Raw genomic sequence first — 25,120 nt, forward strand, 5'->3', positions numbered from 1 at the left:
CGCTTCAAATGATCCTCCAGAGATTGTGACTTGAGATTGATCATTTGCGACTATGGCCTTTTCTGCTTTTGTGACCGTTACATCTTTTAAAGTGACGCTGCTTTCCTTATCAGCACTTATTCCAATGGAGAGCGGTTTATCTTCGCTCTTGCTCGTTATCTTTACACCTTTCAGCTTATTTTGATCGCTCTTGCTGTTTGTGAAAGAAGCCCCTATCTCGGAAACGGTAATGGTTCCATCGGTCATGCTGATGTTGCCACCTATTTGTGCATATAGGCCGATTTTAGCATCCTCAATTGTTGCATTTTGCAAATTAATCACGCCGTTTGAACCGAGAGATTGTGCCCCGATTCCGTTGCCTTCCGTTTTCAGAGCAACATCTGCGACAGTGATGTGACCATTTTCTGCTACCAATGCCTTTTCTTTCCCAGTGACTTCTCCTCCCGTCATCATGATCTTGGTTTGTGAATATCTCGACCAGAGTCCAAGGGTATCAGACATAATTTTGACATTATCCTGTAGAGTAAGAATGCTGCCGCTCTGGGAATATACTGTTCCACCAAAGGATCCTCCCGATACGGTTACTAAAGAAGCATTATCTGCCCGTAAAGCCTCGCCAGTTAAACCAACAGTTACCTTATTCAAAGTGAGGGTGCTGTTATTGACAGATATGCCGGTGAATAGTGGACGGTTGTTATCTTTAGGGGTTGCTATCCTTACATTTTCTAGTATGTTTTCATTTTTGCTGTTCTCAAAAGAAGCAGATATTCCAGAAGCTATAATGGAGCCCCCGATCATTTTAATTGAAGCACCATCTTTTACTTTAAGCCCAAAGAAAATATCAGAATTCGTTCCTTTAATATTTGTGTTACCCAGTAATTCAATAGAGCTGTTTACACCTTCAGCTGTTACAGCATATTTTGCTGGATCTGGATATGTGCCTCCTTGTGGATTTGTATCTTTATCTCCGATGATTGTTAAATTTGTACCAATAATTTTGCCCTCTTTTTTGGCATGAATTGTTTCATAGGTTTCATTGGAGACTTCGCGTTTTCCCGTAGAAACTTCGAGACTTTCAGCATGTAGATTATAATGGGTGCCAAATAGCAAGATTGTTGCGGCTGCTGTGCACAATAAGAGGGATTTTTTAGACATAATGTTTTCCTTGCTTATAAGCCTATAATGTTCTTCCCCGTCTATGAATTATTAAGAAGGACAACAATAGCTATTGAAATAAAAATTATCTCTCAATCTATTTATTTATTTTTATTTGTCAAATTGAGTATTAAGATTATATTATAAGAGTGGTATTTAATACATAAGATACATTAAGTATAAAATATATTAAATAACTATTATTATTTTATAAATACGTGTTTATAATTTGTTAGCTTTAAAAGGTTTTTGTTGTAAAAATGAGAATGCATCTTCAGATAACATGGCATGGAATAATACTTAAATTGTATTTAACTTTTTTTGCAATTTGATGTTTTATCAAATTGAGGGATAAAGAGTATCTTCAGCACTGTTGCAGGTGTTGTTGCGTTATTATCACAAGGTTCTTAAATCTGTCTGGTTTTGCTCTTTTCAGGTGTTGGGGGGCAATAGAGCGCATCACGCTTATTTTCCTATCGATGATTTTTTCAATAAACCAACATTTCCTCCGTTTCTCATAAGTGCCTGTTTTCTGATAAGTGAGGTCTTGATGGCATTTGTTTGTTGCATCTAGAGAGAGGATAGGCTTCATAAAGAGGTAGTAGAGTTCATTTCCCTATGAAGAGGAGAAGAGCTCTTTGGAAGATAAGGGGCTTCTGAGGATAAATTGTAGCTTTTAGAGGAAGGCGCTGTTGTAAAAAACAATGATCAATAAGATAATCATTCAAATATTTGAAGCTGTTTTTCTCAGGAAGGTGTTTTTGGGAAGAAAGAAAAATAGGTTTTATGAATAAAAAGGCAGCGTATGATGGGGCCGGTTTGTACCTTGATAAACGTAAAGATGGTGGTGTTCGTGGATTTTACGCTATACTATTCACGAGCGGTGTTGTGAAATGTCGACACGATTTCTCTGTATCTCTTCCGTTAACAGAGGAAAAGAAGCAACTTTTCCTGTCGACGCATCACCATTTTGAGACGTTTTCAGCACTTCTCGGCAAAGTTTCAAAATCGGCAAGTGCAAGAGATTGTTCATCTTGAACAACAAATCACCTTAAGGCAATAAGACCTTTCATAAACGCTTAAATATCGCTCTTTGGCTTAAACATTTTCCTCTGCCAAAGCTATTACCATCCGATATCGACGTGGTTTTACGTATTCATACAACAAATTGATTTATAACGATAACTTATCGTTTTGCATGTTGAATGAGACTCCCAGATATTGTAAGATTCTCTCATCTCAAATCCTCTTATATTGAATCAATTAAAGTCTCTTACTTGCACGTCATAAGCGGGGCTGTCGTGTGAATAAAAACTCTAAAGAAAGGAGTAAAAATGCCTTTAATGAATTGTCTAAAGACCAAGCGCTGTCGCAACATCGGGGTCCGGAAAAGAGTATGATGGTGCCGGTTTGTTACTTTTTCAGTCAATACAAAAAAAAAGCAACCTTTTCTGTCGCTGCATCACTATTTTGAAAAGCATCCAGCACCTCCTTGATGTTTTAAAACCGGAAAGTGCAAGAGATTGTTCATCTTGCACAACAAATTACCTTAAAGCAACAACGGTTTTTACAAACGCTTGTGATATTGCTCTTTGGCTTAAACATTTTCCTCTGCTGAAGCTGTTACCACCCGACGTCGACGTGGTTTTTTCTGTATTTCTTCCGTTAACAGAGGAAAAGAAGCAACCTTTTCTGTCAACGCATCGCCATTTTGAAAAGTAACCAGCACCTCTTTGGAAGTCTCCAAATTGAAAAGTGCAAAAGATATCCCGCCTTGGGCAACACATCACCTTAAAGCAACAACGGTTTTTACAAACGCTTGTAATATTGCCCTGTGGCTTAAACATTTTCCTCTGCCGAAGCTGTTACCACCCGACGTCGACGTGGCTTTTTCTGTATTTCTTCCGTTAACAGAGGAAAAGAAGCAATTTTTTCTGTCGCTGCATGACCATTTTGGCCATTTTGAGAAGTTTCTGACGTTTCCTTGGAAGTTTCAAAATCGGAAAACTCAAGAGATTTTTTATCTTGGGCACACACTGTACGCCGACGTGAAGGACGACGCGTTTTTTTGACAGGTTCAGCACTTTCTTCCGCACTGCCTTGCTCTTGATCAATTCCCTCATGAGACAGAGCATGTGTTTCTAATGTCTCTCCACGTGCATGCCCATTTTGCATCTTAGCGCGTTGTCCATTCTCATTTTCTTGAGACTGTGTTTGTAGGACCTCTGTATCGCAATCGCCAGTATCTCTTTTTTCACTTTCAGTGTTTATTTCACCATATTCTGGTTCATGATGTTCATCACGACTTTCATCACGTCGTGGAGATTGCGACATTTGCCCAACAGCTGCCAAAATAATACGCAAATAATGCTCTGCATGTTGGAGATAATTCTCAGACATCACACGATCACCCGCCCCTTGTGCATCACGTGCGAGACTTATGTACTTATCGGCAATTTGCTGGGCATTGCCGCGAATCTTAACATCTGGACCGCTACTTTCATAATTTCGAGATAATGGGTTGGGTCCGCGACGATTATTGTTATTGTTATTACCATTGTTGTTATTATTGCGACCGCGTACCCGTCTATTTTGTTGTGGCCTCATCTTTGTCCCTTTTGGAGTATGTGTGTCTTAATTGACTCTTCTTCATGGCATTATTTTCCGATAATGCTCATCATGTTTAAAATACGGTTATGAAACTATCCGTGTTTTATCTTACCTAAACGATACCTACTGATATTTTATAAAGCATATATTTTTTGAAAATCATAAAAACAGCAGGGAAAACATAAGCTGAAAATTCCCTATTTTTCTGTCAACTGGCAAAAACCTAATGATGTTCACATGAAATGCCAAGCATTTTTTTTTAAAACAGACCATATTTCATTAAAAAAATAACCATCTTGTGGAAAAACAAAAAACGAGAACATGCAAACAACCCCTCTGGCAAAAGAATGACTCCACCAGACAAGAGAGAGCTTCACTTTTTTGTTCTAAAATTGTCCTAAAATCACTCATTGATCCTAAAAGCGTTGATATATTCCCTGCCCCACTGCGCACTTCATTCATAAGCACTTACTTCTCTACGAGTTAGAGCATGAATCCGTTCGCTATTTGAACATAGCCTTTCTTCCGCGTGAAAGCAACCCCTTTGTAAGCGATAATCCACATCAGCTTCAAAACGCTCTCTTTAATTTTATAGATAATGAACATCATGCATTCTTCAAGTCCTATGATGCTTAAAAATCTATTTTATTGTCAAAACGCTCTTACTACACTATAAGTTTGTCATTGCGTTTTTTAAAATTTACAATTGTATTGGGTATAGATGGCACGGAAAAGAGACAAAGCCAAGTATAAAAACAGCAAAACATAAGTTTATGAGAAAGAGACTCTTGAGATGCCGTATAAACAATTAAGATTGTCTCAAAAAAGTACAATCTTGACCAATAGGAATGGGACTTACGAATGAGAAGAGCATAATGCACTCTCCAACTTTTGTCATACCTCCTGATCAGGAATTGTTATTTGCAAAACGGGCACAGCGTTTTGCACACTTGGCCGACAACACCTCTGACAAAGAGAGACTTCTTTTTTGGACGCATTTTTGTCATGCCCAACACCAATCAACCGAACAATTTAAAGATTTTGCCATTCCCCTTAGTCGTTTTAGCACCTCTTCAACTCCCCCTTTTGATCGATTAAAATTATTATCTTTGGGGTTATATGACAGTATCATTGCAGATTTTTTAAAACGTCTCTTGACCTTACCACTCCCAAGTCAAGCCTTTTCAGCAACAAAGCAGGAAGCACTGGTTCGTACAAAACAACAAAAGGATCAATGGCGCCTATGGGGACAAAACCTTTTAAACCACACACTCCCCCCACAGCAATTAGCAGAACATCTTTTTATCATGGGCGCATTGCAAATCCTCTATTCCCTTACCGCTTCACAGCTTGATCCGCAAAGCTTAACCCGACAACAAAACAATCTCTGCCCTGCTTGTGGTGGCACACATTCTGCCAATCTCATTATGGATGTAAAACCGAGCGAACCTCTAAAATTCTGTTCTTGCCTTTATTGTGGTACCCTTTGGTCTATCCCGCGCAACCAATGCAGCTTTTGTGAAACAACGCAGAATATCTCCCTCCACCCCGTGGAAAATATGCCCAACGGCATTTTCCCCAACGACATTTTCCCCAACAGCATTTTTTTTGAAACCTGTAAGATATGTAGATCTTATTGCAAACAACTCAATAAGCATGAAAATCCTCGCTTAGACGTTTTTGCTGATGACATTGCCATGCCCACACTTCATGTTTTACACAAGGGCTCTTTTCATTTTGCGTATAAGAATTTTAATCCCGCTTTAGCAGAAAACGCATAATAAGCATTTCTCACAACCAAATAGCTGAACTGAAAAGCCTTTATTCCCCCACTTCCAAGGTAAGCGATAAGAAAGCCCCAGAAAGATAACGAGGAATTTAAATCCACCACTCTTCTCCATAGACACGATACGGCAAAGAGCAGCAGCAAAGACAAAAAGCCTTTCTCTCCATCACCCTCATAATAACAATAACAAGTACCAAAGCGATCTATCATAGTGATATCATAGGACATCTTTATTATTTTTTTGCAAGATCTTTCAGGTAAAACAGATGCGCAATAGATTGATTTATAATGATAATTCACCGTTTTTCAACATGTATCATCCCCCCGAATATTGTAAAATTCTCTCATCTCAAATCATTTCATTTTGCATCAATCAAAACCATCCCTTTGCACACCACAAGGGGAACCATCGTGTGGATAAAAAGAGAGAAAAAGGCGTAAAAATGCCTCTTATGAATCGTCTAAATACCAAAGGCTGTCGCAACATTGGGGGGCGGTAAAGAGTATGATGGTGCCGACTTGTACCTTCATAAGCGTAAAGATGGTTGTGCACAATGACTTTTACACTATACCATCCACAGGAGCCGTCGTGAAATGGGATTGGGTGCTTTAAAAGATGTCTCTTTAAAACAAACCCGTGAATGTGCAACTGGGTGGTGTTCTGTTTTACGTGAGGGTCCTGACCCCTTTAAAGAACGTGAGAAACAAAAGCGTGAGGCAATGCGTAATCTCCATTACTTAAAAGAGATTGCTCTCGATACTTTTGAAAGCCGTAAAACTGAACGAAAAGGAGATGGTAAAAATGGAGATTGGTTTTCACCTTTACAACTTTATATTCTCCCTAAATGAGGCTGCCTACCGATTTGAGAGATTACCCAAACCGATATACGCAATACGCTTGCTCCCATCTGGCATATAAAAGCTGATATAACTCGTAACGCACTGAATCGTCTCAATATTTGTCTTAAACATGCGGCTGCCTTGGGTTTGGATGTTGATTTACAAGCAACAGAAAAAGCAAAAGCTTTGTTAGGAAAACAAAGGTATAAAGCTACGAATATGCCTGCTATAGATTGGAAAGAGATACCGGCTTTTTATAAAACACTTTGCGAAACGACAACCCTAACACAATTGGCTTTACGTTTGCTTATCCTGACAGCTGTTCGTACAAATCCCTTGTGTCATATTCATAAAGATCAAGTTGATGGTGATATATGAACCATCCCTACTGAAAATATGAAAGGAAGGCGTGATGCTACAACAAAATTTCGCGTGCCTTTATCATCTGAAGCATTAGAAATTTTAAAACAAGCGCGCCTGCTGTCTCGTAATGATTTCTTTTTTTCTGCAACCGGTCGTGGTCCTCTTGCAAAAAATTGCATGTTAAACTATATGCAAAAAACTGGTCTTGATGCCTGCCCGCATGGTTTTCGGTCTCATTTACGCGATTGGCTCGCAGAAACAACCAATGCCCCTTTTGAGGTAGCATGCAAACACTCTTCACGGATTGTCTTTTCATTTTTGCAATCATTTTCCAATCACTGGAGAATAAGAAAACTTTTTTCGCGTATTTACGGTTATTTTTTTACAGGGCAATTTGGGGTACAGGTTTAAAATAGCACAATCCCTAACAAAGATGCTGTTTTTGCAAGCGAACGTCTCTCTTTTTCAGTAAATTTTATCTTTTTCAATTTATTGTTGAAATTTTCTTGTAAAAACCTAAAAATGATTGCGCCTTTTCCTTTTTTTCTCCTCTTTTTCGCTGAGAAAACAATCGCGTAAGAGGAAATAATTTCCATCTCCAGGGCGCACCATTTTTATACATTGTTTTTTTGTAGCATCCGAGAGTTCATCCCACATTTCACGAATAGCAAAATAGGCTTGGCTTTCCGAATTCAGACAACGTTGATAGACTTCCCCTTTCATATCGGGCATCACTGAAGCAGCAATTTCCTTACAATAGACGCGCAGATCAAAGACTGGAATTGTTAATTCAACAGGAGTGTGTTGGACACTTTGTTTTTGGGCAGAAAAATAACCAATGACTTTGACAACACCAACACAAAACACCAAAAGACAACAAAGCAACATACCAATAAACATGACCTTGTGATATAATTTTTTGAAATAAGCATTTTGCCGTGCACGGATTCTTTTTTCCATAAAGACTGTATCCTTTAACATCCCAAGATAAACTTTACAGCAAAAAATGAAAGAAGCATCAATGCACAAAATACCTATCTTAGTGGAAAACGATCACTGTTCTTATCAAAGAACGCCTGTTTCTCTATGCTGTGTTTTTCTGGATCATATTGCTCTAAGCTGTCGATATTTTATTCTCTTCGTTGTTTAAAATTTCTGTTGAAAACTTGTCGCCACACTGTAATAAAAGGACACAGCGGTCTTGCCATAAGGCTCTCTCTTGAAGAAAAGAGATAAACTTGCAAACAATTCTATCAAGGGAATATGGTTCATTTGCGATGAGGATATAAAGACGCGTTTTGCCATAAACGCACGCATTTTTTGCTAGCAAAAGCATGCTCTGTGGTGCAGAACGAATTTTCGTCATCATTGCTCTCCCCTTTTTCACAAAAAATATTGAGGGAATTTCCGATATAAAGCGCGTCACAAGCATCACCAACAAGTACTGCGAAAAGTCCCCTCTTTTTTGCGATAAAGTCTCAACACCCTTTACCTTAACACTTAGCTTGAAAAGCTGAAGATTCCACGTTCTCCAAATTCCCTCCCAACAACGCCTTCAATCCTTTTATAGGCTCACCCCATAAGCTCTCCTATAAATATTCACGCAAATCGATATTTTTACACTGGAGTGAAGTAAAAGGAAACAGCAAAGAAATTGGACGCCTCTTTCTCGGTATTTTATATAAAAAATAGCCCAGAGTGTATCATCCTTAACAAGGAGATTTAAAAACCGGTCGTAGAAAGCAGAGACACGTGGATACATTGACCACTCCAAAAACACTACCTCCTTACAAAAGGTTTTTGCCCCCACATTATTGACCAATCCTCCTATTCTCACGCATTCTAGCAAAACAACACAAGTGTTCACCTTCTCATCTATTAAAGACCAATTTCTCACCTAGACAATCATTTTTTAAATTGGCATTTTTCAAATTGGAGCAAATCTCTCGGGTGTCTATTTTCCACTGTTCTCACTTTTCTTTTTGTTGATCCCGCGTTTTTCATCCGATTGCCAAATAATAGGCACTCTTTTTCCGACAAAGAGGCTTTCCCTTACACACGAGCCCCTCTCCCCACACGCTCACACAATTTATGACAAGAACAAACTGATGAAGAGGTCCCATTAAAACCTTCTGATTGTAAAAAAACGCAGGCTCTCTTATAAAATTTTCCATATTTTTTAGTACTTGATAAAATTCTTCAATATTCAAAATATAAGAGACCACCACCACGCGCAATAAGAGTATTCACAACGAAATCAGGATAAAGAAAAACCCATAATCAACAGAGAGATTAACACCAGACATTTTATCCATAGATAAACGGATACCACCCTTTATATCAAGATTTTCACCATTTATTTTGCCAGATCACCCCCCTGTTTTACTCTCTATTCCCTACCGCTTTGATTGCTTTATGGCGCCTTTTGTTGTCCATCCTTAAGCTCTTTCATGCTCTCTTTCAGTTGCTGTTCCAAAGCATCCAATTGCTGTTTCAAAACATTTAATTGCTGTTCTAAAGCATCCATATGCTTGGTCAATTGCGTGCTATTTTTGTTTAGTTTTTTGTCAAGAGCCTCGATATCTTGGTCGTTTTTTTTCAGCAATGCATTTAACGGAGCATGTCCCATTCGTCCACTGGCATAAAGAACCACGCGAATCTGTTCCGGTTCATCAATATCAGCGATAGAAAAGGGAAAAAGTGCCATACTATATCCTCATTGATAGGAGTTACAGAAGAAAGAGCGCGTAAGATCAACGACTTGACCTGTTTACACCAGTGCGCTTTGACAAACAGACATCGATAACATGTTGAAAAGTATCTGAAAAAACACCCAATCGAAGCCTTTTTTCAACGATATTTGACTTTTTCAGCGATACCAAAAGAGTCCGTTTTCATGTTTTAATAGTATAAACAACTTCAAAATCAGGAAACTTTTTTAAATATATTTCTTTTGGCATGGTACGCAAGAGAGACGGGTCAGCATGTGGATTTGGAACAGATAAATTACGAAAACAAGGGACCTTGAATGTTTCTGAATTTCTTGTGTTTCCCCAATATTTACCAATTGCTTTGAAGAGATCTGGATATTCCTCTTGTAAATATTCTTTACCATCACAGACAAGCCAACCTTCGGGGATATTTTTCATAGCAAAAAGGGTGATAAAACCAGGTTGTACAATTTCAGGCGAGTTGTTGGATGGAGTTTCAGGAAGGCTTACGGTAGGATTTGTTACAAACCAACCATCGGCATTTTTCCCAGCAATATCACAGGTATAGACCAATTCATAAAGTCCGCCCTTTTGAATTTCTCCTCCTTGAAGTGGTGCTATCCCTTCTGTTGTTATTTTATAAACGGGTCTTGTGGGTAATTTGTTTAACGCGACATTTGTTATCCCTTTATTCACTCCTTGTGCTTTAAAGCGCACCACAATACCGTTGACATAAGCTTCGAAAGGCGATTTGGTCACTAAACAAATAGCTGTTCTGTTTGTATGCTCATCGACGGTAAACTCTGTTTCAATTCCACCTCCATTATCGAATAAATATTCTTTGATGCGCTGCATCATAGCGCGCGCACTATCATTGACGGAACTTGGCAGTTGTCCTTCTGCCCAGTTTATACTGTCATCGGCATAGGCATTTTCGAATGCTTTAAGCGACCAATCATAAATTGAACTCATAGAACATATCCTTTTTGCAAAAAGCGCAGACGAGCAAAAAGAGCAGAAAAGAAAGCGGCTATTTTCTTTTTAAACGGTGTTATTTTTTCCATTTGAAAGCCAAGTTTATCATAATCGACATGTAAGAGTTTTGTCTTGGCATTGACAAAAACAGCGGCGGGATTTAAACGCAAGACATCTTGGGCAAGAACGCCGCGATAGCATTGTGGATCTCCCTTATAATTAAAGAGATAAAGTGGATAGCCATTTTTCTCCCCAACAGGGATGATATTTTCTTTCGCTCTCACATCACAAAGGCTTAAAATACTCCCCACAAGTCCTAGCACTTTCTGTACATCACGCAATGGATCTTTTGTAACAGAAGGCATGGTTATTGATTTTCCTGATTTTGTTCCGTAATTTCCAGCGGACTGCGTTCCCACGCGGAGCAATTGTTCTAATCGGTTCCATCCTTGATTGTCCTGTTCGACCCATTTTTGCCGCTCAGCATCCAAAGCACTTTGACGGTTGAGATCTTGAATCATTCCGCCCTTCAACGCATTGGCTTGTGCATTGCTTTGCCCTTGATAATAATTATTAGCGGCATTAACCTGATCGCGCAATGAATGATCAATCATCTGATTAGCATTCATCATATTGTTGATATCTTGATTATATTGTTGCGCAGCAGCATTTGTCGCCAAAGCACCAAGTTCATCGGCGAGCACACCGGTATGCGCACCCGAGCCGTATCGCCCCGCGCCCGACATAGACTGATTAATGGCATCAGAAGTTTTATTCAAAGCATTTTGCAATGCAGCATTAAATTTACTATTGCCTCCAATCCAGTCTCCCTTTGCCATATTGAGGAGGTTTGTAGCACTTTGTGTTGGTCCATTAAACCACTGTGTCAATGCTGGATTGTTATATTGGCGGGCAGCACTTTCCAAACCGGTCAGGGCATTTTTTGTCATATCGCCAAGACCAGCAACACGTTCTCCCTGATAAACGTTCCCACCCTGTCCTTTATTATAAAGATCAAGGGCTTGCGCACTGGCTTTTTTAAAGATATCAGCAGCCCACGCGGGTGGAGCATTTGTTTGTGTTGTTGTTTGCACTTGAGGTGTTGTTTTTTTTCTCATGGGACGAGAACCTTTCTATAATGAATAAGATCACGAGAATATCCGTGACGAGCAAGCATTTTAGCCCACCCAGATCTTCCCAAAATATGCATTTCCTTCGCATGAATTGACTGTGCCCATTGTTCGACCTTTTCAATCAATGGGACCAATTTTGTTCCTCCCTCTCCAGCAAGATCTGAGAGAACAACGCGTTTTTCCCCGTTAAGGGTTATTTCAATCTTGGTAATTGCAAAAGCACTAAACTGCGTTTTATTTTTTAAGATCAGCCATAATTGTGCTTGCCCTTTCGCCAGTTCGTGCGCAATTGTTTGCAAACAGACATCATCGGGAAAGCGTTTGGCATATTTTTTCAAAGCCGCATTCAAAGCCTCTTGGTAGGGTGCGATTTTTTCCCAAGACCATTGCTCTGTCAGATGAGCAGAATAAAGATTTTGGCTTTCCTGTTGCCGTGTCATGATTTTGAATTTTCCCACCTTCTTTTAAAGTCAAGCCCCCTGCCCCTTAAGAAGCATACAAACCTGCTGTTTTTATAAAACCACCTTAATGTGTTCTCAAAAGAAGAAGCACACCACCGCCCCTTTCCATTAAAAAGCACGCACCCGCATGCTCCATTCAAGCACCCGTGCCCTACCACGCACTCTTTCTTCAGACGCCCACACGCCCGCACACCCTTTTCAAGCACCCGTGCCCTACCACGCACTCCTTCTTCAGACGCCCACACGCACCCGCATGCTCTTTTCAAGCACCCATGCTCTACCACACACTCCTTCTTCAGGCGCCAACACACACCCGCACACCCTTTTCAAGTACCCGTGCCCTACCACGCGCTCCTTCTTCAGGCGCCAACACACACCCTCATGCTCTTTTCAAGCACCCATACTCTACCACGCACTCCTTCTTCAGGCGTCCACACACGCCCGCACACCCTTTTCAAGCACCCATGCTCTACCACGCGCTCCTTCTTCAGGCGCCAACACACACCCTCATGCTCTTTTCAAGCACCCATACTCTACCACGCACTCCTTCTTCAGGCGCCCACACGCGCCCGCATGCTCTTTTCAAGCACCCGTGCCCTACCACGCACTCTTTCTTCAGACGCCCACACGCACCCGCACACCCTTTTCAAGTACCCGTGCCCTACCACGCACTCCTTCTTCAGGCGCCCACAAGCACCTGCATGCTCTTTTTTTGCAAACAGACATCATCGGGAAAGCGTTTGGCATATTTTTTCAAAGCTGCGTTCAGAGCCTCTTGATAGGGTGCTATTTTTTCCCAAGACCATTGATCGGTAAAATGAGCAGAATAAAGATTTTGGCTTTCCTGTTGCCATGTCATGATTTTAAATTTCCCCACCTTCTTTTAAAACAGCCCCCCTGCCCCTTAAGAAGCATACAAACCTGCTGTTTTTATAAAACCACCTTAATGTGTTCTCAAAAGAAGAAGCACACCACCGCCCCTTTCCATTAAAAAGCACGCACCCGCATGCTCCATTCAAGCACCCATGCCCTCTACCACACGCTCCTTCTTCAGAAGCCCACACGCACCCACATGCCCTTTTCAAGCACCCATGCTCTACCACGCACTCCTTCTTCATACACCCACACGTTAACGCATACTCCTTTATTTAAATGACACGCTCTATCGCATACTCCTTTATTTAAATGGCATACTCTATCGCATACTCTTTTATTTAAGTGGCATGCTCTATCGCATGCATTTTTACTTAAGTGGCATGCTCTATCGCATGCATTTTTACTTAAGTGGCATGCTCTATCGCATGCATTTTTACTTAAGTGGCATGCTCTATCGCATGCCGGCAGCCTTCAATTCCACATCGAATCCCGTGACATGCGTCCAATTTACGCCTTCAGGAATGCGCAATTTAAAGCGATAAAAACGCGCCCTTGCACGAGAATGAATTTGCCCTGTATTATAAGAAGGCTTTTTTTCCGGCAACCAAACAGTTTCCTCTTCAAGAGATTGGCGCAAACGCATTCCCACCGACAAAGTGAACTCTCCACTATTGACTTGAGGCATAATGTTTTTCACCCGCGTGATCATACCATTTGTTTGCCCCATCTCCTGTGATGTCACCACACAAGCCATAGGCTTACCAGAAAAGGAACCGAGCCTCCCCTGATGATCAAAGGCACCAAGAATAGGTGCTTCATTTCTCCAAGCTTTACTGTCGAGAGAAAAGGAGAGATCATCAATATTTTTTGAAATGCGATCAAGAGCCTCGAGCGTTGTCCCAGCCAAGAAAATGGGCAAAACCATTTTGAGGTCTACAGTTGCTTTGGTCCATTTTTGCAACCCCCAATCATAAATGAGTAAAATATGTTTTTGCACAGTATCATCGGTATTGATCATCCAATAAACGCGATTATAAACCCCATCGATAGCGGCAGAGAGCGTGTAGAGATTATTACTATTCGATTTTGCTGTCATCGTTCTATCCACTTTTTCAAAGCCGATAGGTATAATCTGTCCCTCATTGGTCATCTGATAAAATCCGCCCTCATCAGCAAAGAAAGCAAGATCGCCTCGACAAACGATAGATTCGGCATTTTTTGCGCCCCGTTTATCGTGTATTTTTTGGAAACTGAAGATAATCTTAGAGCCCGGGATAAAAGATCCGGCATAAATAGCGGAGCGCATAAAGATGATTGGATTTGTTGTTTCGGTAGCCCCTTGCACGAAACCGCCATCAGGAAAATCTTGATAATCGCAGCTTTTTTTTCCAACGGTCCAAAATTCAGCATCATTCAACCCCGACCAATGAACGCGTCTTGGATGCTCTGTTAATTTCATCAGACAGACGAAATCCCCCCACACCCGCACGATACCTGCTTGCGGAGGATTCCCGCCCAAATTTCTAAATTTTTTGTCACGATTAAGATCAATCACTTGTGGTTTATCATTGGCATTCACAGCAATGACATAATCACCAAACAAAGCGAACGACCATGGGGCATCAATATTGGCAAAATAGGGCCTTTCCTTTCGGCTAATATCTTTCCACCGCATTGTTGTATTATCGAGCAGGTAGATTTTTTGTGGTGTCCCAACAATAATAGACACCCCATTTTTTGTTTTAACAGCAAGAGCGCCTAAAATACGCTCAGGACAAGGTTCTGAGAGAGGTGTAAAGCTTGGCATAGGGATATAGGACCCATCGGCCGGCAATACATTAATCAGTTCATCAGTAAAGATGCCATTGATGTCAGCGACATCAGGTCGATAATCCGCGATTGGGAAAAAAGCCATTGCGCCCCCCATGAATAGAATATTTCCAGCCCCTTTGCGGTGCGATATTTCAAATCGCCAAGGCTGTTTTATTGTCACCAAAAGAGCCACTCCACGAGGCTCTCATAAAAGCATAACTCTTAAGAAAGCAGCATCGAGCTTTCCGCAAAGGAAATGCCCTCAACAGCCCACCATCGACACCCACAACCCTTCACCATCCACCACCTGCTCAACATGAGGCAATGAAAAACCTTTTAGAATTGTGTTGGGAGAATATTTCCAGCCCCTTTGCGGTGTGATGTTTCAAATCGCCAAGGCTGTTTTATTGTCACCAAAAGAGCCAGTCCACAAGGCTCTCATAAAAGCATAAATCTTAAGAGAACAGCATAGAACTTTCCGCAAAGGAAATGCCCTCAATAACTCACCATCAACATCCACAACCCTTCATCATCCACCACCTACTCAACATGAGGCAATGAAAAACCTTTTAGAATTGTGTTGAGAGAATATTTCCAGCCCCTTTGCGACGTGATGTTTCAAATCGCAAAGTTTGCAACTGTTCTTGATAGTCTCTAAAAGAGACAGCCGCATATTCAGGATCTTTAAGGATATTTTTGTAGAGCTCATATTTTGCACGCGCTTTAATAAGATCAAAGGCATGGATAAACCAAGGATTTTCTTCACACACCCCTTCATTGCCAAAACGGAAAGGTGCATAAACAAGCCGTATGGTTTCAATCTGTTTTGGTGTTGGAAAGAGTCCTATTGTTTGATCACAGTAGGTATAAAAAAGAGGATTTCCCAGTGGAGGTTGTTCTCCATACTGTTGTTGCAATGCCTCAACGGATTTAAAAAGCAACGGCGTTTGTGTTGCAGCCTCTCTTCCCAAAAAGACAGCCTCTAAATCTCCTGTTGTTTCAATAAAAACGCCCTGTTCTTTCCCATACCACGTTTTACCACTTTGTGTTTTAAAGGTTGCTTCTTTTGTTACATTGAGTGTTTCATTAAAAAAGAGCGGTTCACGTTCACACAAGCGCAAAGCGGTCACAATAGAGTCTTGAATTTGCGTAGAATATTCGGCTGTTGTATCATCAATTTCATCTTGAATAAGAGCCACCATGTGAGAAAATGTTTTAGAACGGCTCAAATATGTGTGATTAAGATCATTGGCATCAGTGGATGGAATGGTCATAGGCAATCATAATCCTTTATCTATGCAGCATTTTTAATATTATGCTTTTACTTTCCCCCCAACGAAAAGGGTGTTGGGGGAAAATTTTTACATACACGCAGTAACTTTAGGGCAACGTCTTTAAGCAGGTGCTCCATAGGTTGGGATAACGATAGTACCGAAATCTTGCGTTCCTTGGTTACTTCCTGGCAAATTGTAGCAGGTTTTTTTCATTCCTATAATGGTTTTAGCGGCCACCCCGAACTCACGTTCATAGTCAAACAGCTCTTCGACCAATTTATAGCGTGTCGCCCCGCGGTCTTTCCCGAAAGCGATGACAGCACTTTGCGCTCCCAAAAGAACAGCGCGGCGCACATTTGGCACAGCCTTGTTTGTCGTACCAGATTCCACACCTTCGGTAACATGTTCAGCTTCACGCAAGACGACACCGTTATACATGCCAAGCGATCCATCATAGAGTGGATTTTTAAGACGGCTTCCACTATAGATAGCTTTGGTAATATCCAGCCATTGTCCGGCATCTGTATTGGTCCGCAATTGGGTTACTTGCGTTGGATGCAGATAAAGCACATAGACATTTTCGCCCTCAATACGCACGGGTCTAATTTTGGGATTTGCCAATTTCGCACGTTCAACGGCTTTATCAATCAACTTGAGATCAAAGACATCATTTTCTTTCAAATCTTCATCTTTTGTTTTTCCATTGGGGCGCACAATGCGTTTATCGGTTGGTGCGGTTGGCGTATTAAACCCATAATGCACAGGTTTGAGTGTAATAGAGCGTCCTTCAAAGTTAAGCGTTTTTGCGGTATATCCGCACACTTGAATAAAGAACATCATACTCAAGCGATCAGCATACCAATCAACCAAGCCATTTTTGGCTTCGGTACGCAAATCATGAAGGATACGTTGCTGATCAATAGTGCCTTCATTTTTGACGCGAACAGCATGAACGAGTTCATTGATTGCCAAACGGTCATTGAGAAATTGGAGGGCTTCTTCATTGCCTTCGAGAGCCTGTCCTTCACTCACCCCCTCACCAAGCAGCTGTACGCGCAAGCCGAAGCTAATAGCATCTCCACTTGCTTTGGTTGTTTCATCTTTCAATTGGACGATACTGTTGGAATCATTGCCAATCAATGGTGCAATAGGAATTGCCTTTGAAACTTCCTGGTTCAATAGTTTAGACCATGAGCGCACTGCCATTGGGTCATTAATTCCGATATAAGTTACGGTCATTTTATCCTCTAAAAGTTTGTTGATATAAAAAAAGCCGGGCATTTACCGGCTATTGGAATTCCACTTTTCTCATTTTCAGAGGGTGGATTTTTTGTTGCATATTTTGTGTACTATGTGTTGAAAGTCTACATCTCCCCCTTTGCGGGCTCTTCTCACCGCGCTGTTGCGTTCAAAGAAGATCTCCGCCTTATTCTCTTTGTGTTTTTTCACCGCTATCGGCATCAAGAGTTCCCATTTTTATCTAGGTTCTCTTCACAACGACCACTTTAGAGCTCTCCATCCCCCGAACAAAAAAAGCAAAAAGGTTTTAAAAGGAACACTTCTCTTTTCTCGTATATAAGGATAGCCCATTCATTTTATGATTTATTTTACATGATGCTCTTTTTAAATAACGCGCCCTTGTTTCATAACGAACGCGTGTCTCTTTGAGGGATTTTCTCCATGCGTTTGTGCATTCAAAATCCCTCATTGCCGTTAGCCTTTTTTACAAAAATCCGCTTCAAGAGCCCTTATTTTATCTGAAGCTCCCTTTCCGTTCTGTTTTAAAGCTCTCCTCCACCCATTAAGCGGTTAAAAGCAGCTTTATTTTTGGGTTCACTCACCCAATGACTAAATTCTACCTCCGACATCTTATCGATCATATCCAAAGAAATAGGACCACTTGGCGTCAAACCGTTATAAGCAGCAAGTGTGCGTGCGGAATTTTGTCTTTCCTGCAAATTTTCACCAAGATTATTTGCAGCGCTTGTATAGCCAATTTTTTGTGCAATAGAGTAGATTACTTCACCAGGATTCTGTTTTTTTCTCGCACAATCTTGCACGATTTGCTTCAATTCATTACCAATCAACACATCGACAACATTTGGATCTGCCATTTCAGGATAGAGCGAAGCATAAGCCGCCAGCTGCTTAGCGCGCGTATCATAAATAAAATCGGCGGCTTCATCAAAATCATGATACTTCTGTTTAACACTCGTAACAGATTGCTGATAGAAATTATGCAACTGCTCTGCTTCAGGAACATTAGCAGAAGATTGTTCAGAAGAAGGGGATTGTTCAGAGAGCAGCGCCCCTTGTTTATAGAGTGCTTTCCCCAACCATTGTATATAGCCCATAAAATCTTCTTTTGGATCTGGAGGTGTCTCACCTGCGAGTAGCTTTTGAACATCTTTTGCCAGAGTTTCTTCTTGTATCTCTTCTTGTGTCTTTTCTTGCAATGACCGCTGTTGTTGATATCCATTTGAATACGCTTGAAAATTTTCTTCCAGAGTTTTTGCCTTTTCCCCCGCTCCAAGTTGGCTTTCTTCTTGCTGTCCAACTCCTGAAAGCCCTCCCTGTTGCAATTGCTTTTGTTCTGCTGGTGTTAAATGTTCTTGATTCATATTTTTAGCCTTTTCTTTTTCAAACAATAAAATGATCTTTTTTCGAAGAGCGCCATTCCTTTTTACACCTGTGTTCTTTGCAAAAGAGCCTACACCAACGGCTCAGTTCCTTCATGCCCCCAAGCATTTCCCCAGCATGATCCCTCGCTTACACGAAGAGCGCCATTACCTTCACACATGTACTCTTTGCAAAAAGCCTACACCAACGGCTCTATTCCCTGATACCCCCAAGCATTTCTCCAGCATGCCCCCCTCTCGCACGGAACACTTTGCTCCTCTAGGCTTTGCATGTGCACTTTAGAGGCTCTCTTTTCGAAGACAGTCCTTTACTCTTGCCCATTGGCTCTTTGCAAAAGAGCCTGTACCATGTTTTCGACATCAACATTTGCAGGCATTCCCGCTCCAGCATCAGCATCCCCCAGTGAAGCAGCATTCTGCTCCTCTAAACTTTGCCTTTGCGTCTTGATGGCAATTTTGTGGATCAGTGATGCAGGCAAAGGTGAATAGCGTAACAGATCGAGCATAATCTCTGGTGTTGCGAAATTTTGCATCAAAGGAAGCAATTGCATAATAATTGCGAATGTCCGCTCTTTTTCATTAAGGCTTGTCGGTGCATCATCAACGACAATATCATATTCCAAACTTGTGATCATTTCTCGTGTTAGCGGCACATATTGGGCGTTTTCGTCACCAGCAATACGCACCAAACGCCCATCAGAAAGGTAATTTTGAATAAGATAGAGAATAATTTTACCCTGTCGTTGGCGATAACGCCGTAAACCATCAAAGAAAGCAGCCAACAAATTGAGTGAAGACTGCCTGCGTTGTTGTTCAAGAATTCCAGGTTGGTTAACCGCCCTTGTTCCAATAAATTCAGAAGACAATCCAGTCACTTGTTCGAGTGCACTCTTTGCTTCATTAAACAGCTGGAAGAAGCCTTGCGGAAATTGCGCCACCGGTTTAGGCTGGATTCTTCCCCCCGCGACCGCCCCACTTTTCAACCAAGTAATGCTATCGGCACGCGCCCAGCTTTCCACGGCTTGACGATCATCATCAAAAGCATCGCGTTCAGCCATAATTCCACCTTTTGATTGGCTATTAAGCAAATGCATCACTTGACTAAAATATTTATTTGCCCAGCGTTGTGGATCTTTTGTAGGTTTCACAATCCCATAAAATTGCCGGCTTAACTTATCGAACGTTCCGGTAATACATTCCCAGCCCAATTGGTGAGGTGGTACCAAAGGCTTATCGGGTGCTTCGAGCAATTTTTTTCCCAAAAAGGCACGTTTGACAACTTTTCTCATCAATCGTGTTGCTTGAATGCCAGGAAAATCTTTGCTTAGTTTTTGAAACTCTTGTTCCGTATAATCGGTAAATTTTCCACTCAATGGATCGAGAACTTTATAAACAACTTCGCGTTCAAACCAACGACATTCAGCCAATGTGACCATTTTAGGACGTTGATAACTGCTCTCCGCCTCGCCCTCTCCACAATAGCTTTGCGTATTGCCATTGTTTGTTTGGTGGAAAAATGTATGATTTTTCACCCAATCGGCATTCAGATCACTCCAATGGACATGCGGGAACATTTCCCTCGCAACATCCAAAGGTTTTTCATCAATATACCACAAGTGTTGTGCATCAATGAGATTTGGTTTCACCGCACTTGCATCCCAGACCATTTTCATGGGATCTAATCGTGCAATGACGGGTTTTCCTTGCGGATCTTCTTCATAATCAAGGCGCGTATCCGTCCAACCCATTCCGCAAATGATAGCATCTTGAAAAGCATCGGAATCCTCATACTCTCCCCCAGCCTCATCACGAAACCATTCGGCAGCCCCGGTGAGGATCTGGTTGGCAAAAGCCGCACCTTCTTGCCGTGGAATAAATTGCACTTGTCTTTTGTTATTGCGCTCTGTACCAATCACCGCATTGATCAAAGGGGCAATCCGGTTAAAGGTCATGACGGGTCTGTTTTGTTCGCGCAACACGGCAAGATCTTGTTCATTCCATTGGCGCCCATTATAAAAATCATAGTCTTCTTGGGCATTTTTTCGCCACTGTTCGACATGGGCAATATCATCATGATACCAGCCCACGAGTTTTTTAAAGAGCGCCTGATTTTCAACGGTCTCCAAGGGATCAAAAGAATTGGTAGAAATATTCATTTAAAAAGCCATCCATGAAGTTTGAGAATGTTGAAACGAGCGATAAACACTTTTTCTAGGTCTGGTCTGTGGTTGTTCATAAGCCACACACATGAGTCCGAAGCTATCGGCCCCATGGCTTGCCCAGTCATGTTCAGCACCCAATCCGATATTGCGTTGTTCATCACGCCTTTCGTGATACCAAGCGAGGGCTTTTCGCCCCGCATGGGTTGTTTCGCGATTAAACCATATGGCGGGAAACAATCGCCTTACGGCTTCGATGCGCATTTTGACAGCCCCCACCCCTTGATTAGGAATAACTTTGGTTTGAAACCCCGCCTGTTGGAGGGCGCTTTCAAAACTAACATTATAAACCCGATCTTTGGTAGCGCCATCATGGGGCAAGACCATCAAAGCCTTATCATATCCCCTTTGAAACACCCATCCCACATGCTCTGAGAGGGGCTGTCCCTGCGCTTCATAATAATCAAGGACACGAATTTCCCGCCCAACAAATTGCGCCACCCATAAAGCTGTAGCATCTGCCTTTGCCCCTGTTCCGCCGATATCCCAAAAGATTTTGACCTGCATCAGCGGATCACGTGGAACAGTGGTAATCCGCCCCTCCTGTTCGGCTTCCAGCAGTGCTTTTTGGTAATAAGCCCCTTGCACAGCTTGCAGATATTCGCCTTCCCAAATATGATTATACTGCTCCGGTCGTTGTGCTAAATCGGCTTTTCGGTCTCGATTTAATTTTTCAGGAAATTGCGGATTATCCCGCCAATTAATTTCAGCCCCTTTAATATTGGGATCATCAACATTTCGGAAACGTTGTTCGACGGGGGCATTTTCCCGACACGGGTTCCATGTTACCCATAATTCGGCATTCCAATCTTTTCCTTCTTCGCGCAAAGTTGGAATGAGGGTTTGCCAAGCGGTTTCCGTCACCGGTTCCGCCTCATCCACCCAACAGAGGAACACCCGCCCCATTGATTTAATACTTGCGATATTACGATCAAGACCAGCGAAGACATAAACGATACGTCCATCTTTTGACTTAATATATTTATCGCCAATTTCATAATAATCTTGCAAAAAAGGGTAGGTTTCTATAGCCCGCTTAATTTCTTCCAATGAGCTTTCATTGAGTGAATTTTGAAATTGCCGCGCACACAGAATAATTCCCCGTTCGCCTGCTTTCCCATGCCGATATCCAACCACAGCAGACATGAGGGCAAAGGAACGTGTTTTTCCAGACCCTCGTCCTCCCCAAGCCGCCCGCACATCAGCTTTTCCAGCAAAAACAGGAAGCAACTTTGGAATAAGAGCAATTTGCGCCGTTGTCATAAAACCTCAAACACTACAAATTTCAGCTACTAGCAACCTCAGACAGTAAAAATCTCAAGAACACACCACCACACGGGCGCCCTCAAGCATCAACACTTCGCCACCACCACAGCGCTCTTTCAAACACCCTCATCTCCACCACGGCAACTCTTACATCCAGTCAGCCGCCTCATGCATCTTCTTCAAGCGCCGCATCTTTTGCAACAGCACCTTTTGCACTCACCGGCACAATCTCAACACGCAAAACAGCCCATCGCCTCCAGCCTCTCCAGCAGCGAACATACAGCCATCATTGCCAAAACCACCACGAAGCTTTCAATCAGTACAAACTTCCACACGGCGCCCTCAAACATCACACTTCGCCACCGCAACTCTCTCCAAAGACCCTAATTCCCCACGGCAGCACGCCCTCATATAGACAACCGCCTCATGCATCTTCTTCAAGCACCGCATCTTTTGTAACAGCACCTTTTGCAATCACTGGTACAATTTCAACACGTGAAACGGCTTTAACATCGCCTCCAGCCTCTCCAGTAACTTGCAAAGGCAAAACCTTTGCGAGAAGCGAAAAAAAAGGCACAGGGTTATTGAGGGCATGGTATTGAAGATAAGAGACCAGCCCATCCTCACCATAGTGATATCCAGCTTGTTCAGCAGCAGTAAGAAGAGCTTCATTAAAGCGCTTTGTTGTTTTATTCAAAGCCCCTTTTTTCCGCCCTCTTCGGCGTAAAGGAAGAGAATGTTCATCTGCCATCATGATGTTCCTTCAAATAAAGAAAAGTGCATCCTACGACATAAAAAAGAGTGTAAAAATCAGCCCCAGAATTTCAAAAACAATCACAATCCTTTTGTGAAAAGAGCAAATGATTAAAAGATAAAAGTCATTGGACGAGCGTAGGCACTCTGATGCTCCACTTTGCTCATCCTTTGGCGTGGTAATTGAGTGCAAGTCTTTATGCCTTATTTATTACAAGCTTCTCGCTCTTCTTACGATCATTCTCTTTGTTCTTTAAAGAAAGAGCTCAATTTTTCTTTTCATCCTCAACCAAGGAGGCATAAAAGGTAAAAAAAGCAAGAGAAGAACACTCTTTAAAAAGAAAAGACATCTGCGAGAAAACAAAAAGAGATTTCTCTCATAAAAAACGCAAAAAACTTACCCTCATCCCCCCTTCTTTGCTTAAATATACAGCAAAGTCACCAAGCCAAAGGATGAACAAAATGGATCATCAAACAAAAATTTAAGGGGATTTTTTTAGGGACTTTTTTAAAGGTCTCCCCTTTTGCAAAAAGACCTCCCTTACAAATCCTCAAGTCTTCAAGCCCTTAAGCAGCAAACCCTTAAGCAGCAAACCCTTAAGCAGCAAACCCTCGAGCAGCAAATTTTTGAACCTCACAAAAATGCATTGATGCTCCTATCGAGTTTACGCATACACTCGCTGCTCAAGCAATAAAATTCGCTAGATTATCAAATGAGGTTTTGAAACGAACCATTCCCTGCCGCTACCATTTTTCTCTTAGAGAGTACATAATTTACCATTCTGGCAAGTTATTATTATGGCTTCTAGCAAGTTATTATTAGACGAACACAAGATTTGAAAACACGAGATCTGAGAATTTGCAGACGCCGGAAAACAGACTCTAGGTAAAAGACAAAAAACATCCCTCTTTACGAGGTTTTTTTACATGTCACCAATTTACACTTCACACATATTTTTCTACAAGAGCATTTTTAATTTTTACAAGAGCACTTTTAAAAGATTTCACCAAATGCCTTTGTGAATTCTATCCCCGTAAATTCTATCCCTCAAGGCCTGTCCCTCAGGGGAGTAGCATATTCTCTTTAAATACGGCACTCTCAAAGGAACATTTTAAAGGCAAAGAAGCATTTTAAAGGAATTTTTTCTCACATAACAAGAGGTCTTCTTGGTTACCCACCGCCCTCTTATCTTTTATTCCTTTTATTCTACTTACCCCTTTTATTCTCCCCCCTTATTTCATCCTCTTTGTTAAAAACGCACAATTCGGATTGTATCATTATGATACCTCGTGAGATTTACCTTGTCAAGTTTTTTGTGTTTCCATCATCATTTTTTGTTTTTTATAGGCGCTTTCGAAACAGCTCTTTCACCACCACGTCCTCAAGCACCACACGTCATCATCACGGTGCTCCCCCTAATCATCCCAATTCTCTACCATGATGGGCTCTACACAAGGAACCACCTCATCAGCCCTTCTTCAAGCACCACATCTTTTGCAATCATATCTTTTGCAACCACCGGCATAATCCTAACATGAGAAAGAGCGCATTACCTCCAACCACCTCTTTCACCACCACCACCGTCCTCAAGCACCACACGTCACCATCACGACGCTCTCCAACCACTCCCCTTCACCACCAGACAAACCCTCACCCAGCCAGCCGCCTTATGAACCTTCGTCAAGCGCCGCATCTTTTGTAACGGCATCTTTTGCAACCGCATTTTTTGTAACCACGGGCACAATTTCAACACGCGAAGTAGCGCATTACCTCCAACCTCTTCAGTAACGGACAGACAAACATCATTGCCAACACCACCACCGTCCTCAAGCACCCACGTCACCATCATGGCGCTCCCCAAATACCTCTCACCACCATGGCACACTATCTCACACCCAGCCAGCCGCCTCACAAATCTTCGTCAAGCGCCGCATCTTTTGCAACCACGGGCACAATCCTAACATGAGAAAGAGCGCATTACCTCCAACCTCTTCAGTAACGGACAGACAGACATCATTGCCAACACCGCCACTACGCTCTCAATCAACACGAACCTTCACCACCGCGTCCTCACGTACCACACGCCACCATCACGGCGCTCTCCAAATACCTCACCACCATGGCACACTATCTCACACCCAGCCAGCCACCTCATGAACCTTCGTCAAGCGCCGCATCTTTTGCAACAGCATCTTTTGCAACCGCATTTTTTGTAACCACGGGCACAATTTCAACACGCGAAGTAG

The 25,120-nt window shown here is 42.0% G+C and carries 18 protein-coding genes and 2 pseudogenes; 3 read left to right on the top strand and 17 right to left on the bottom strand.

The window, feature by feature from the left end:
* The first annotated feature begins 1,941 nt into the window (after window positions 1-1,941).
* The gene (locus LNM86_RS09460) at window positions 1,942-2,193 is read left to right on the top strand and encodes a hypothetical protein (RefSeq protein ID WP_241437478.1); all 252 of its coding nucleotides are present in this window, start codon (window positions 1,942-1,944) and stop codon (window positions 2,191-2,193) included.
* Between the two features lie 559 nt (window positions 2,194-2,752).
* Here the strand turns inward: LNM86_RS09460 and LNM86_RS09465 are convergent.
* Together LNM86_RS09465 and LNM86_RS09470 are read right to left on the bottom strand one after the other, a co-directional pair.
* A pseudogene (locus LNM86_RS09465) lies at window positions 2,753-2,875 on the bottom strand (DUF4167 domain-containing protein); the annotation flags it as partial.
* Window positions 2,876-2,994: 119 nt separating this feature from the next.
* Window positions 2,995-3,762 (bottom strand): DUF4167 domain-containing protein, encoded by a 768-nt coding sequence (locus tag LNM86_RS09470; RefSeq protein WP_241437479.1) that lies wholly within the window; start codon window positions 3,760-3,762, stop codon window positions 2,995-2,997.
* A gap of 851 nt (window positions 3,763-4,613) precedes the next feature.
* On the opposite strand from LNM86_RS09470, the gene LNM86_RS09475 reads away from it, so the two are divergent.
* Both LNM86_RS09475 and LNM86_RS09480 read left to right on the top strand, forming a co-directional pair.
* The gene (locus tag LNM86_RS09475; protein ID WP_241437480.1) at window positions 4,614-5,546 is read left to right on the top strand and encodes a formate dehydrogenase accessory protein FdhE; all 933 of its coding nucleotides are present in this window, start codon (window positions 4,614-4,616) and stop codon (window positions 5,544-5,546) included.
* Window positions 5,547-5,994: 448 nt separating this feature from the next.
* A pseudogene (locus LNM86_RS09480) lies at window positions 5,995-7,165 on the top strand (tyrosine-type recombinase/integrase).
* A 105-nt stretch (window positions 7,166-7,270) separates the two neighbouring features.
* On the opposite strand, the gene LNM86_RS09485 reads toward LNM86_RS09480, so the two are convergent.
* From LNM86_RS09485 to LNM86_RS09555, 15 genes are all read right to left on the bottom strand, one after another.
* Entirely contained in the window at window positions 7,271-7,714 is a 444-nt protein-coding gene (locus LNM86_RS09485; RefSeq protein ID WP_241437481.1) for a hypothetical protein, read from the bottom strand.
* A gap of 154 nt (window positions 7,715-7,868) precedes the next feature.
* The gene (locus LNM86_RS09490; RefSeq protein ID WP_241437482.1) at window positions 7,869-8,123 is read right to left on the bottom strand and encodes a hypothetical protein; all 255 of its coding nucleotides are present in this window, start codon (window positions 8,121-8,123) and stop codon (window positions 7,869-7,871) included.
* 1,044 nt (window positions 8,124-9,167) lie between these two features.
* Window positions 9,168-9,461 carry a hypothetical protein gene (locus LNM86_RS09495; RefSeq protein ID WP_241437483.1) on the bottom strand — a complete coding sequence of 98 codons (294 nt, stop codon included), beginning with the start codon at window positions 9,459-9,461 and terminating at the stop codon, window positions 9,168-9,170.
* A 187-nt stretch (window positions 9,462-9,648) separates the two neighbouring features.
* A complete protein-coding gene (gene bgtC / locus LNM86_RS09500; RefSeq protein WP_241437484.1) occupies window positions 9,649-10,437 on the bottom strand; it encodes a gene transfer agent tail collar protein BgtC in 789 nt (262 codons plus the stop codon).
* Entirely contained in the window at window positions 10,434-11,558 is a 1,125-nt protein-coding gene (bgtD, locus tag LNM86_RS09505) for a BaGTA-type gene transfer agent maturation protease BgtD (protein ID WP_241437485.1), read from the bottom strand. The genes bgtC and bgtD overlap by 4 nt, the downstream gene beginning before the upstream one ends.
* The gene (locus LNM86_RS09510; protein ID WP_241437486.1) at window positions 11,555-12,013 is read right to left on the bottom strand and encodes a hypothetical protein; all 459 of its coding nucleotides are present in this window, start codon (window positions 12,011-12,013) and stop codon (window positions 11,555-11,557) included. Before LNM86_RS09510 ends, bgtD begins: the two co-directional genes overlap by 4 nt.
* Before the next feature lie 700 nt (window positions 12,014-12,713).
* Window positions 12,714-12,893, bottom strand: a complete 180-nt coding sequence (locus LNM86_RS09515) for a hypothetical protein (RefSeq protein ID WP_241439048.1) — start codon at window positions 12,891-12,893, stop codon at window positions 12,714-12,716.
* Window positions 12,894-13,361: 468 nt separating this feature from the next.
* On the bottom strand, window positions 13,362-14,825 hold the full coding sequence (gene bgtE, locus LNM86_RS09520; protein ID WP_241437487.1) for a gene transfer agent protein BgtE: 1,464 nt from the start codon (window positions 14,823-14,825) through the stop codon (window positions 13,362-13,364).
* A gap of 466 nt (window positions 14,826-15,291) precedes the next feature.
* On the bottom strand, window positions 15,292-15,996 hold the full coding sequence (locus LNM86_RS09525; RefSeq protein ID WP_241437488.1) for a hypothetical protein: 705 nt from the start codon (window positions 15,994-15,996) through the stop codon (window positions 15,292-15,294).
* A 120-nt stretch (window positions 15,997-16,116) separates the two neighbouring features.
* Entirely contained in the window at window positions 16,117-17,235 is a 1,119-nt protein-coding gene (gene bgtG / locus LNM86_RS09530; RefSeq protein ID WP_241438978.1) for a BaGTA-type gene transfer agent major capsid protein, read from the bottom strand.
* Window positions 17,236-17,777: 542 nt separating this feature from the next.
* Entirely contained in the window at window positions 17,778-18,617 is an 840-nt protein-coding gene (locus tag LNM86_RS09535) for a hypothetical protein (RefSeq protein WP_241437489.1), read from the bottom strand.
* A gap of 326 nt (window positions 18,618-18,943) precedes the next feature.
* Entirely contained in the window at window positions 18,944-20,791 is a 1,848-nt protein-coding gene (gene bgtI, locus LNM86_RS09540; protein ID WP_241437490.1) for a BaGTA-type gene transfer agent portal protein BgtI, read from the bottom strand.
* A complete protein-coding gene (locus tag LNM86_RS09545; protein ID WP_241437491.1) occupies window positions 20,792-22,117 on the bottom strand; it encodes a PBSX family phage terminase large subunit in 1,326 nt (441 codons plus the stop codon).
* A gap of 427 nt (window positions 22,118-22,544) precedes the next feature.
* Complete coding sequence (locus LNM86_RS09550; protein WP_241438980.1) at window positions 22,545-22,871, bottom strand: hypothetical protein; 327 nt, start codon at window positions 22,869-22,871, stop codon at window positions 22,545-22,547.
* Between the two features lie 1,609 nt (window positions 22,872-24,480).
* Complete coding sequence (locus tag LNM86_RS09555; protein ID WP_241437492.1) at window positions 24,481-24,723, bottom strand: hypothetical protein; 243 nt, start codon at window positions 24,721-24,723, stop codon at window positions 24,481-24,483.
* Window positions 24,724-25,120: the final 397 nt, after the last annotated feature.

Source organism: Bartonella machadoae, assembly GCF_022559585.1.
Taxonomy (GTDB): domain Bacteria; phylum Pseudomonadota; class Alphaproteobacteria; order Rhizobiales; family Rhizobiaceae; genus Bartonella; species Bartonella machadoae.